Source organism: Bradyrhizobium sp. GW821-FHT13H06, from assembly GCF_058803975.1.
The window spans coordinates 842,634-854,374 of sequence record NZ_JBXAPN010000002.1 but is presented as its reverse complement, the minus strand read 5'-3'; the positions used below and the strand labels follow the sequence as shown (position 1 = coordinate 854,374).

Here is an 11,741-nt window from a genome sequence, read left to right as displayed (position 1 = left end):
CCCCCCCCCACCTCACCTTGTCGCCCGAATCACGCTCTCATTACCCGAAGCGTGGCGTTGAAACATAACGCCCGTGAGACGCGCCTATAGAGTCAGGATAATGCCGAAATCCTCGCACGCGAAACTGGTCAGCCGATCAATGATCCAGCCAAACTCATTGCACCCATGTTGGCGCGGTTCATGGCAACGGACAGGAGCTTTTTGAAGGCTCGCCGCGCTCGTCACCCCTCTAAGCGTGGCGAGGGATAGCGCTCGGAGAGCATCTTGAGGAAAGCATTCAAGGCGGGGTTTTCGTTATCGCTTTGCCAATATGCTGAATAGTCCAATCTACTTGGCCCAGTGCCATCACGCAGCTCCCGATACACCAGACCTGAGAAATTGGCGCCAATGTCTGATTCCAAGACCAGGCTGATACCCACTTTCATTGTAACGAGGCTCTTCACGACGCCGCGACTGATATCATGACGTTCAATCCTTGGGCGATCGTCTGGCGACATAAGCTTCGAAACCAACAGGTCTTCGATCTCGCGCCCTGGATCGTATTCGCTTAATATGATCGTTTCATCGCGCAAGTCAGTCCAATAGACGACTTGCTGTGCTGAAAGCGGATGGTCCTCAGGCAACACAACTAATACTCGCTCACTCCAAAGGAATTTTGTCTTGCTGTCCTGCAACGATGTGCTTCCACCCGTTAGAATTAGAACATCGAGCACACTATTACGGAGTGCGGTCGCCAAACGCGTGCGCCTGCGCTCAACGGTGGCAAGTTCGATCTGCGGAAATCTCTGCCGAAAATCAAGCAAAGATGCTCTCAGGTTGCCGGTTGTGAGCGATGTACAGAAACCAATTGCTAGCCGGCCGCTCTCACCGTTACGCGTCGACTTCGCGGTTGCCAGGAGCGCGTCAAGTTCTTCGAGGATCGTTCTTGCCATGCGTAGAATTTGTCGCCCGGCAGGAGTGGACCTCACTCCACCGCTTGAACGCTCAAACAGTGTGACGCCGATCGAGAGTTCGAACTGGCAAACGGTACGGCTGAGCGTCGATTGTCGTACCGCCAGGCTCTCGGCTGCTTTTCGAAAACTCCCATAATCCGCGGCTGCGACAGCGAATCTAAGGTGCCGCAGATCAACCGATAAGAGCCGATTTGGTGCAGGGAGCTTGAGGGAGCCACTTACTAACATTTTTGAATTTCCAAATGCATTATCCGGCTGGGCGCTCACGGCGACATATAGCGGTTTTCCGCGAAAGATCGTCTGCTGTAGTTCAGGCGTTTAGCTGAAGTGGTCCCGGTTGTCTGAACAGATTTTCCGCGTCGCTAAGTGGAGCCTATGCCGTGGTTAGGCTGCCAAGCGGAGGGGCAGCGGGTTGAAGTAGGCTTGATCGGGGGTGATCCCGTCAAGGCTCGAATGCGGTCTTCGGCTGTTGTAAAAGTCGAGATAGCGGCCGATCGATGCACGGGCTTCGCTGACGCTGTCATAGGCCCTCAGGTAGACTTCCTCGTATTTGACGCTACGCCATGGCCGCTCGACGAACGCGTTGTCGCGCCATGCGCCCTTGCCGTCCATGGTGATCGACAGCCGCCACGACAGGACGCGGCGACACTGACCTTTACCAAGGTCGGCCGTTCTGCGCTCCCTCATAGGAGAAACCAGTCGAAGGCTGTCGATTCACACGCAAAATTGTAGCCCGTTGACAGGCGTCGACACGGAAGGTAATCTAACGAATGTTAGAAAATAGCGGCTCGCTGGAGAGAAATTAAAATGTCGAACGCGAACCATCAGCCGCTGGCGGATCCGGCGCGCTTCACGTCCCCGACCAGATTTGTCGATAGCGACGCCGCAGAGGTGAGGGCCTTCGTAAAGTCTGCTTTGCGTGGCCTGAGCTCCAGCGTTTCCAACACGGAAAAGGCAATCCAACTATTCGAAGCTGTGCGCGATGGAATCCGGTATGATCCCTACACGTTTGAACTGGACCCCAATGCTTATCGCGCCAGTGTGGTGGCAGGCGTGGAGTCTGCGTTTTGCGTGCCCAAGGCGATCCTGCTGACCGCTTGCTTGCGTGCTGTTGGGATTCCAGCTGCATTGGGGTTCGCCGACGTCCGTAACCATCTGAATACGCCGAAGCTGACCGAGCTGATGCAAACGGACCTCTTCATCTATCACGGATACGTGCAGCTGTGGCTCGACGGAAGGCCCTACAAGGTTACGCCGGCCTTCAACATGGAGCTGTGCAAGCGCTTCGGCGTAAAGCCTCTTGTCTTCGACGGGGCATCTGACGCGCTGTTTCATCAGTTCGACGAAAAGAATCAGAGGCACATGGAATATGTTCATGACCGGGGCTTGTACGTGGACGTGCCATTTGACGAATTCCTGACTGCATTCAAGGCAACCTATCCGAGGCTGGAGGAATTTAACCGTTGCCGGATCGCGGGACAGGACGCCAAAGGCCCTGAAGATGTTTTTACTTCGATGAACGAAGGGCATCGCAAGTGACGTACTTAGAGGATTTCAAGGTCGGACAAATCTTTGCGTTCCGCACGCCGCCCTTAAGCAAGGACGAGATCATTTCGTTTGCCAGGGAATGGGATCCGCAGCGGCTGCATACGGATGAAGACTATGCCAGGCAAATTCATGGCGGTCTGATCGCATCGGGGTTCCAGACGCTTCTGCTCGTATTCAGGCCGATTATGCGAGATTTCATGACGGGGGTCGCAAATATCGGTGGTTTGGGTTTCGAGAGGCTGTGCTGGAACATGCCAGTACGGCCGAATGAACCGCTTGATATCACGCTAGAAATGCAGGCAATTCGGCCATCCCGAAGCAAGCCCGATCGCGGTGTCATCGGCTACCGTGTCGAAGCGCGTAACATGGCAGGAGAGCCCGTGCTGACCGTCGATACCGCTGCGATGGTTAAACGAAAGACAATGTTAGCGTCATGAGCAATGTGAGGGCGCATTCACAGGAAGATCTGCGGATGCTGCGCGCAAGCGTGCGCACACTTTTGGAGCGCGCGGGCGGCATCGCGCGCGCCCGTAACGCTCGCGAAAATGGCTGGGATCGGCGGGTGATGAGCCAGTTGGCCGATGCGGGTGTGCTCGGAGTCGCCGCTCCAGAATCGGTCAGTGGGCTTGGCATGGGCCTTATGGCGGCCGGCGTTATTTCGGAGGAGGTTGGCCGCGCGCTCGCGCCCGAACCGGTGGTGCCAGCCATCGCCCTTGCGATCGGAATGATGCAACGGGTATGTCCGGGCGATACGATGCTCGCTGCGGCGATCACTGGCGAAATCGCCTCTGCCTTCGCTTGGCAGGAACGCGGCCCTCGAGGTTATCCCGACCAAATGGCGTGCCGTTTCGACGGCCAAGCGCTGAACGGCTCGAAGGCCTGGGTTGCCGGCGCGGTCGGCGCGGATCAACTGCTCGTAGTGGCGCAAAACAATTCCCAGCCTGTTCTTGTTGTCCTCGACGCTGATGGCAAGGGGATTTACGCGGAGCCGCGACGACAGTCCGACGGAAGCCAGCTCTGTGACATCGGCTTTGTCGACGCCCCAGCTAAAGTGCTTGCCGAAGGCTCGGTGGTGTCGGAAGCGTTGTCCGGCGTCGTCGCCGACGCCACGGCGCTCGCCGCCGCCGAACTGGTCGGCGTCAGCGCGAAAGCGCTCGAACTGACACTCGATTATGTGAAGACGCGCGAACAGTTCGGCAAACCGATCGGGTCGTTTCAGGTGATCCAGCACCGGGCCGCAGACCTGTATGTCAGCCAGCAGGTGGCCGAGGCGGGGGTGAGCGAGGCGCTGGCCCGGATGCATGTGTGCACCGATCCGCGCGCGCGCACGCGTGAGGCGAGCCGCGCCAAAGCTCGCGCCTGCAGCACGGCCAAAAAGATCACGCGGGAGTCGATACAACTTCACGGCGCAGTCGGCTATGCGGACGAGTTCGACATCGGTTTGTTTCTGAACCGTGCGCTTGTGCTTTCGGCCTGGCTCGGGGACGCGGCTTACCACCGGGCTCAGTGGATGGATGCCGTTGAGGCAAAGGCTGATGACTGACTGGAATGCATTGAGTGATGAAGCGTTCCGCCGCCAGGTTCGCACTTTCTTCGAGACGGAGTATCCCGAAGAACTACGCCATCTACCGCATCGGGCGAAGTTCGCCGAGATCCGCCAATGGCACGAGAAGCTCTACGCCAAGGGCATGGTCGCACCAGCTTGGCCGGTCGAATATGGCGGGATGGGTCTGGAAGCTTCGAAGCTGCTTATCTTTTATGAAGAGCAGCAGCGCTGGGGCGTGACCCGGGGCCGTGACATGGGTGTGCAGATGGTTGGTCCCCTGATCATCAAGTTCGGCACCCAGGCGCAGAAACACTACTGGCTGCCGCGTATCCTGAGTTGTGAGCACATCTGGTGTCAGGGCTACTCCGAGCCGGGCTCGGGGTCCGATCTCGCCAGTCTGCGCACCAGTGCCGTAATCGACGGCGATTATTTCGTGATCAACGGGCAGAAGATCTGGACCACGATGGCTCATGACGCCACACACATCTTCATGCTGGTGCGCACCGATCCTCGTGCGACGAAAAAACAGGAAGGCATCAGCTTCGTGCTCGCCGAAATGAACCAGCCGGGCATCGCAGTTCGCACGATCACGACGCTCGCGGGCGAAGACGAGTTCTGCGAGGTGTTTTTCGACAATGCCCGCGCGCCCTGCGAGAACCTGATTGGCGAACTGAACAAGGGGTGGGCAATGGCCAAGACCCTGCTCGGCTTCGAACGAATCTTCATCGGTGCGCCCAATCTGGCGCAAAACGCACTGGTTCAGTTACGGACGATTGCGCAAGGGCGCTACATGTTCAACGATCCGGTGTTCCGCGATCGCTTTGCGAAGGTCGCTTTGGATGTTGAGGATCACGCGGCGCTCTATACCCGCTTCGCCGACCAACTCAAGCGAGGCGAGACGCTCGGCCCGGATGTGTCGATGTTGAAGATCTGGGTGACCGAGACGTTTCAGGAGATTACCGAACTGATGATCGAAGCCGCGGGGCCTGACGGCGGCATGATCGGTCCCTTGCAGGTTGGCAATGTCGGTATCGACGTGCTGGCGAACTTCTACAAGGCGCGACCGACGACGATCTACGGGGGGACGAATGAGATCCAGCGCAACATCTTGTCCAAAGCAGTTCTCGGGTTGCCTGAGTGAAGGCCGGTTGCCCACACATTAAAGGAGGAAAAACAGTCATGACTGAACGCTACGCCAAGTACAATAGGCTGAAATTCGATCATCCAGCGGACCGTGTTCTTCGGATCACGTTCGATCGTCCCGAAACCTTCAACTCCGTGGATGCGGAAACGCACACGCAAATGACCGACATGTGGATTGATGTCGACCGCGACCCCAACATCAACGCGGTTATCGTGACGGGGGCTGGCAAGGCGTTTTCGGCGGGAGGAGATTTCAGCCTGATCGAAAGAATAGCGGGCAACTTCGACGAAATGATGAGAACCTGGAAGGAAGCCAAGGATCTCGTCTACAACATCATCAATTGCAACAAGCCTATCATCTCGGCGATCAATGGCCCAGCCGCGGGTGCGGGGCTCGTTGTCGGAATTCTGGCTGACGTGTCGATCGCAGGCAAGCGAGCCAAGATTGTTGACGGGCACCCTCGCCTGGGGGTTGCCGCAGGTGACGTAGCGGCGATCATTTGGCCGCTGCTCTGCGGCATGGCAAAGGCAAAGTATTATCTTCTGACGTGCAAGGCAATCTCCGGCGAAGAGGCCGAGCGCATTGGCTTGGTATCCATGTGTGTCGACGATGATCAACTGCAGCAAGTCGCTCTCGACACCGCGGTCGAGTTGGCAAACGGCGCGCAAAGCGCGATCCGCTGGACAAAGTATTCACTAAATAACTGGTTGCGCCAGGCCGGGCCAATCTTCGACGCTTCCACTGCGTTCGAGATGCTGGGTTTCATGGGCCCTGACGTCAAGGAAGGCGTGCTGTCACATCGGGAGAAGCGCGCTCCGAATTTTCGCAAGGACTGCCCTATTTAGTTTGCGCGGGAGAGAGGTAGCAAGCATATGCCCGACGCGATTTACCGGGAGATCGCTGCAGCCTATGGCCAGGCGGCACGTAAGGCACCCGGCCTAAAGGCACGCTTCGATGCGGCTGATTTCGACCCGGCAAGCATCAGATCATTGAGGGATCTCTCTCGCCTGCCGGTTCTGAAGAAAGAACAGCTCCTGGCACTCCAAAGGGACAATCCGCCCTTCGGAGGCTTTCTCGCAGCCGATCCCGAAAGCCTGTCGCGGATCTATGTGTCGCCCGGACCGATCTTCGAGCCTTCATTGTCGGGAGGTGGCGGGCACGGCCTCGAGGAGCTGTTCAAGGCTGCGGGGATCACGGTGGGCGATCTCATCCTGAACACATGGTCCTATCATCTGGTCCCGGCAGGTCTTCTGTTCGACGAAGCGGCGCGTGCAGTCGGCGCGACTGTCATTCCCGGTGGTACGGGAAACCGTGAGCTGCAGGCGCAGATCATCGTTGAAACCGGGGTTACCGCGGTCTGCGCCAGCACGGCATTCTTCCTTACATTGGCGGATGCGGTAATCGAGACGTATGGGCGGAACGCTTGGAAGGTCAGATCAGCATTCCTCGGCGGCGAGATGGGCGACTGGATGGCGAAACGGCGTCGTATCGAAGCGGACTATGGTGTTACAACCTGGGCCGCCTATGCGACGGCCGATCTGGGTCTTGTAGCTTATGAGGATGACGGCGAGGGGTATGTTGTGCATCCCAATCACGTGGTGCAGATCTGCGATCCCATCAGTGGGGAACCCTTGGCCGCCGGCGAAACCGGTGAGATCGTGGTGACCGCACGCGATGCCAACTGGCCGATGATCCGCTTCGGCACTGGAGATAGCAGCTTCGCTCTTGAGAGTGATGGAGATGGTCGCGTTACGCGTCTTTCGGCCTTGCAGGGACGAGTCGGCGCGGCCGTAAAAGTCCGCGAGATTTTCGTTTACCCCCGCGCCATCGAAGAGGTGGTTATCGCGACCCCGGGCGTGCGCGCCGCCCAGGCGGTTGTGACATGCGAGAACGATCGGGATACCGTGCGCCTCTTGCTCGTCGCCGAGCCCGGCGCCGATCGTATCATGGCCCAAACACGCGCCATCGAAGCTTTTGCCACCAGCGCACGAATTCGGGCCGATGGCGTGGAATTTATCGATATCCTGGAGGAGAACGCGTCGCTGATTGTAAACAAGAAAGACGCTTAGCCGGCGTGAGATCCAGCGCGCAAGGCACGCCGCCTCGTTCGTTTGCTCGTGGAGGGCAAGTCGCGATGATGAAACGAAGGACCGGCATCGTACTGAAGGCCATCCAACAGCAGGCTCTGCAACATCACAATCAGTTCAGACAGCGAATAGTATCCATCGCGTTGGCCCTTTTCGGGATTGAACCACTCTACAGTCCAGTTGAGCGCTCCCAGCATGGCCTGCCGCAAAGGCACAACCTTGATATCGGAGCGCAGCTCACCCGCTTCCTGCGCTTTGCGTAAGCAGTCATCCCAAAGGTTCGCGTATTTGTGTCGTATTGGCTGATGACGTGCTCGCACCTTCTTGGGTAGCTGCCCGTAGATGCGGATATTCGCAGACGTAAATTCGCTCAAACGAAAGAGGTACTCCATATGGGTACGGATCGCGGCGGCGATCCGGCTGCGGTGATCGGGAAACTGATGTGTCTTCGAAATGGTCGCCGACATTCCGCGCAAGACCGCTCGCAATCCGATATCGAGCACTTCGTCGAGTATCTCATCCTTTGAACTAAAATGATAATAGATGCTGCCTGCTTCCATGCCGGCTTCTTGCGCGATATCTCGCATTGTTGCGGCCTTGTACCCTCTGTCGCGAAAAATTCGCGCTGCAGCGGAGAGCACTTGGACGCGGGTGCGGGATGATTTGCTGTCGTCGGAATCAATCAGGTCCAGGGTTTCCAGTTCGATTGGAGCTGGCTGTTTCAATGGCATGCCGCGTGCGATGGACATTCCGTCCAAAAGAAGTTTACACAAGCGCTCAGACAGCATGCTTACGGGATAGCGCGTCGCATCATACCATTCGACTGTCCAATTCATTGCTCCCAGCACGAACTGTCGCAGCGGTACGACTTTGATGTCGCTCCGAATGTCCCCGGCCGTTTGAGCCTCTGCCAAGAAATTGTCCCACACGGAGGTGTAGGCTTGGCGCAGTGGTCGATGGGCCACGCGCATGTCCTGAGGAAGCCTCGAGTAATTTCGGATATTTGCCGAAGTGAAATCACTTTCTTTCAGGAAATACGTCAAGTGCGCGTCGATCATCAAGGCGAATGTCTGGCGGAAATCCCTGCCGGAGAGCCGGCAATCCTCTCGGACCTTCTGTACGGCGTCGAAAACGTGCCGTACCCCCAATCGAAGGATTTCGTCGAAGATCGCCTCCTTCGACGCAAAGTGATAATATAGGCTACCCGCCTCCATACGCGCAGCCTTCGCGATCTTGCGGAGCGTCGTGGCATCGTATCCTTCATCTCGAAATAGCTTCGCGGCGGCGCTCAGGATGAGGGCGCGCGTCTGCTCCGACTTGCCATGATTCTTTCCAGTAGTTCCAAGCTGCGGTGAGGGCGAATTCATATTGTGTAATTTGCCTCTAGACATCGAAATAGCAAGTGCGATAATCTAACATACGTTAGAATTTGGTCGCCAAGGTAGAACACCGATGGCGTATCCGCGGAAGGGAGGGGTGATAACCATGCGCGGGCTCAAAGGGAAGCGGACAATCGTAACCGGCGGCGGCAGCGGGATCGGACGCGAGGTCTGCAAGCGATTTGCCGAAGAAGGCAGCGAGGTCGCCGTTTTCGACATCAATGCCGCGGGTGCGGCCGAAACAGTGAAAATCATAAAGGATGCAGGTGGCAAAGCCACTGCCTACGCCGTTGACATCACCGACCGTGCGGCAGTCGATGCGGCTGTGGCCGAAGTGGAGAAAGTCGGACCCGTCGATGTTCTGGTCAACAATGCCGGCTGGGACGTACCTCGACTTTTCCTGGAATCCGACGCGACACTTTGGAAAAAGGTTATTGACATTAACCTCTACGGTCCGCTGAACATGCATCACGCGGTACTTCCGGGCATGGTTAGAAACGGAGGCGGGCGCGTGGTCAATATTAGTTCCGACGCGGGCCGCGTTGGCTCCTCAGGCGAAGCTGTTTACTCGGCCTGCAAGGGCGGCATTATTGCCTTCACCAAGACAGTGGCGCGGGAATTGGCGCGCAAGGGAATACAGCTCAATGCCGTGGCCCCAGGGCCGACCGACACACCGCTTTTCGCCGAATTCTCAAAGGGCGAAGGTGGCGAGAAAATCGCGGAAGGTCTCAAGCGTTCCATTCCGATGAGGCGGCTCGCGCAACCGACCGACTACCCGGGGATCATCTGCTTCCTTGCCTCCGACGACGCTGGTTTCATCACCGGCCAAGTGATTTCGGTCTCCGGCGGGCTGACGATGCATGGATGACGTGCGCGACGGCGGCGCCCTCAACTTGCGGATTGATACGGCCGGACCGTGCCGAGATACCGTATCGGATGAAATGGTATGTTTACGCCATCTAAAGACATCCAGGACGGCAGCGCGATCAGAGCTTTTCTCAAGCGCTGCGGCCTGACAGATTACGAAAGTCTCGTCGCGCGGGCCGACGCCGACCCCGATTGGTTCTGGTCACAAATTCTCGATCTTGCGAACATAGGTTTTTGCGTCGTTACCGAACGTTGCGGGACGTGAGCGGTGGGCCAGCCGGAATCCGTTGGGCCGCGGACGCCACTCTCAACCTCACCGAGACTTGCCTTGACGCTCGTATCGAAGTTGGGCTCGGGGAAAAAGCCGCCATCGACTGGATCGGCGAAGACGGGGAACGGCGCGTCTGGACCTACCGCGAACTCGCCTGCGAAAGCGCCCGGGTTGCCAGCGCCCTGGCCGCCCGCGGCGTCGGCGCGGGTGATGCGGTTGGCATCTACATGCCGATGGTGCCCGAGATCGAAGCGGCCCTCCTGGGCGTTGCGAGGCTCGGCGCCATCGCCGTACCCCTGTTCTCCGGATACCCGGCGCCGGCCGTGGCGGCACGCTTGAACGACTGCGCGGCCAAAGCGGTTTTGACGGCCGATGCGACTAGGCGGCGCGGCAAGCCTGTTCCCATGGAATCCGTGCTGGTTGAGGCTCTGGCCGACGTATCCAGCGTGCACACGGTGATCAGCCTGCGCCGTTTCGGCGGCAGCGCTGCCGACCCACGGCGGGATCTGGACTGGGCTGCCACAGTCGGGGCCGCAAAGGCGGATTTTGCACCCGTTCCGGTTGCATCAGAGGCGCCGCTGATGATTGCCTACACGTCTGAGACAACCGGTCGGCCCAAGGGGGTGGTTCACACGCATCTCGGTGTGCAGGCGGCGGCAACGACCAATTTCTTGTTGTGCCTCGACTTGAAGCGCGAGGACCGGCACCTGTGGATGACCGATATGGGCTGGGTCATGGGCCCGCTGACCCTGATCTCGACGCTTCTGGCAGGTGCGACACTGGTGCTGGCCGAAGGGGCGCCCTCCATGCCGGACGATCCATTTCGCCTGCTGCGCCTCGCGAGCGAACACGGCGTTACCCATCTTGGCGTCGCGCCCACGTTGGTGCGACAGTTTATGAGAAGCGATCCCGGTCCGCTGGCGCGGTACAATCTCTCCGCACTGCGCATCGTCGCTTCCACCGGCGAACCCTGGACCGAGGATGCCTGGTTCTGGCATCTGGAACACATCTGCCGCCACAGGGCGGTGCCACTCAACATCTCCGGCGGGACTGAGCTTTTTGGCGCAATCCTGACGTCGACCGTGCTGCACATGTTGCGGCCCTGCGGCTTTTCCGGCGAGGCGTTGGGCGTCGGGGCCAAGGTGCTACGACCGGATGGGTCCGAGGCCGGGGACGGCGAGGTGGGCGAGTTGGTGGTCACCAAGCCGCCGCTGGGCCTGACCCCGACGATCTGGCGGGATCGCTCGCGATATCTCGAGACCTACTGGTCCGATTACCCCGGCGTTTGGCGGCATGGCGATTGGGCGCGCCGCGATTCCGACGGAACATGGTTCATTCTCGGCCGTTCGGACGACACACTCAACATTGCCGGCAAGCGTATCGGCCCGACCGAGATCGAGGCCGCACTAACCGCCACTGATAGTGTGATCGACGCCGCTGCAATTGCGGCGCCGGATGATCTAAAGGGCCTCGCTGTGGTCTGTGTCTGCGTCCTCGCCGCCGGCGTGAAAACCGACGGTACCTTGGTGGAGCGATTGAAGGACAATGTAGCCGCCGCGGTCTCCCAATCTTTCCGCCCGCGAAATCCATTTTGTCGAGGCGCTGCCGAAGACTCGCAGTATGAAGACCATGCGCCGCGTCGTCCGCGCGGCGTTTCTGGGCGAGAACCCGGGCGACCTGTCGCCGTTGCAGAATCCCGAGGTCATTGCTCCCATCGCTGCATTGAGGAACAAAGGCCGCTGAACACCGTCTTGGAGGGGAGCGACAGGCTGCAATTCATCGACCGCCCCCGCCGAGAGGATCCGCTCGCTTTGGCATTGTCGATCGATCCATCCAGGCCCGGTGCCCCAACGGGATTCCTCTCGAAAGCTTGGATGCAATGCCGACGGCCCGCAGCGAGCGGGCTAGACTATTGACCATAGACCAATGTCAACAGCCGATATCAT

11 protein-coding genes and 2 pseudogenes are annotated in these 11,741 nt (G+C 58.8%); 10 read left to right on the top strand and 3 right to left on the bottom strand.

Going from position 1 to position 11,741, the window contains the following annotated elements:
• Positions 1 to 102 precede the first annotated feature (102 nt).
• A pseudogene (locus AC1RQP_RS10945) lies at positions 103 to 249 on the top strand (DUF2274 domain-containing protein); the annotation flags it as partial.
• Here AC1RQP_RS10945 and AC1RQP_RS10940 read toward each other — a convergent pair.
• Both AC1RQP_RS10940 and AC1RQP_RS10935 read right to left on the bottom strand, forming a co-directional pair.
• Positions 222 to 1,181, bottom strand: coding sequence for a LysR family transcriptional regulator (locus tag AC1RQP_RS10940; protein WP_188103712.1), 960 nt, complete (start codon positions 1,179 to 1,181; stop codon positions 222 to 224). The pseudogene AC1RQP_RS10945 and the gene AC1RQP_RS10940 overlap by 28 nt on opposite strands.
• Before the next feature lie 156 nt (positions 1,182 to 1,337).
• Positions 1,338 to 1,577, bottom strand: a pseudogene (locus AC1RQP_RS10935) (integrase core domain-containing protein); the annotation flags it as partial.
• Between the two features lie 183 nt (positions 1,578 to 1,760).
• Here AC1RQP_RS10935 and AC1RQP_RS10930 point away from each other — a divergent pair.
• The 6 genes from AC1RQP_RS10930 to AC1RQP_RS10905 are packed head-to-tail and all read left to right on the top strand — an operon-like array spanning position 1,761 to position 7,260.
• Positions 1,761 to 2,492, top strand: a complete 732-nt coding sequence (locus AC1RQP_RS10930) for a transglutaminase-like domain-containing protein (protein ID WP_188103587.1) — start codon at positions 1,761 to 1,763, stop codon at positions 2,490 to 2,492.
• Entirely contained in the window at positions 2,489 to 2,938 is a 450-nt protein-coding gene (locus tag AC1RQP_RS10925) for a MaoC/PaaZ C-terminal domain-containing protein (protein ID WP_492936914.1), read from the top strand. Before AC1RQP_RS10930 ends, AC1RQP_RS10925 begins: the two co-directional genes overlap by 4 nt.
• Positions 2,935 to 4,044, top strand: a complete 1,110-nt coding sequence (locus AC1RQP_RS10920) for an acyl-CoA dehydrogenase family protein (protein WP_492936913.1) — start codon at positions 2,935 to 2,937, stop codon at positions 4,042 to 4,044. The genes AC1RQP_RS10925 and AC1RQP_RS10920 overlap by 4 nt, the downstream gene beginning before the upstream one ends.
• Complete coding sequence (locus AC1RQP_RS10915) at positions 4,037 to 5,188, top strand: acyl-CoA dehydrogenase family protein (RefSeq protein ID WP_188103581.1); 1,152 nt, start codon at positions 4,037 to 4,039, stop codon at positions 5,186 to 5,188. Before AC1RQP_RS10920 ends, AC1RQP_RS10915 begins: the two co-directional genes overlap by 8 nt.
• 38 nt (positions 5,189 to 5,226) lie before the next feature.
• A complete protein-coding gene (locus AC1RQP_RS10910) occupies positions 5,227 to 6,036 on the top strand; it encodes an enoyl-CoA hydratase/isomerase family protein (RefSeq protein WP_188103579.1) in 810 nt (269 codons plus the stop codon).
• A 27-nt stretch (positions 6,037 to 6,063) separates the two neighbouring features.
• Positions 6,064 to 7,260: a phenylacetate--CoA ligase family protein gene (locus AC1RQP_RS10905; RefSeq protein WP_188103577.1), complete on the top strand. Its 1,197-nt coding sequence runs from the start codon at positions 6,064 to 6,066 to the stop codon at positions 7,258 to 7,260.
• Here the strand turns inward: AC1RQP_RS10905 and AC1RQP_RS10900 are convergent.
• Complete coding sequence (locus tag AC1RQP_RS10900) at positions 7,257 to 8,645, bottom strand: TetR/AcrR family transcriptional regulator (RefSeq protein ID WP_188103575.1); 1,389 nt, start codon at positions 8,643 to 8,645, stop codon at positions 7,257 to 7,259. The genes AC1RQP_RS10905 and AC1RQP_RS10900 overlap by 4 nt on opposite strands.
• A gap of 118 nt (positions 8,646 to 8,763) precedes the next feature.
• Here AC1RQP_RS10900 and AC1RQP_RS10895 point away from each other — a divergent pair, with 118 nt between their 5' ends.
• From AC1RQP_RS10895 to AC1RQP_RS10885, 3 genes are all read left to right on the top strand, one after another.
• Complete coding sequence (locus AC1RQP_RS10895; protein ID WP_188103574.1) at positions 8,764 to 9,525, top strand: glucose 1-dehydrogenase; 762 nt, start codon at positions 8,764 to 8,766, stop codon at positions 9,523 to 9,525.
• 78 nt (positions 9,526 to 9,603) lie between these two features.
• Positions 9,604 to 9,789 (top strand): hypothetical protein, encoded by a 186-nt coding sequence (locus AC1RQP_RS10890; RefSeq protein WP_492936912.1) that lies wholly within the window; start codon positions 9,604 to 9,606, stop codon positions 9,787 to 9,789.
• Positions 9,786 to 11,711, top strand: coding sequence for an acetate--CoA ligase (locus tag AC1RQP_RS10885; protein WP_492936911.1), 1,926 nt, complete (start codon positions 9,786 to 9,788; stop codon positions 11,709 to 11,711). Before AC1RQP_RS10890 ends, AC1RQP_RS10885 begins: the two co-directional genes overlap by 4 nt.
• The last annotated feature ends 30 nt before the right edge of the window (positions 11,712 to 11,741 follow it).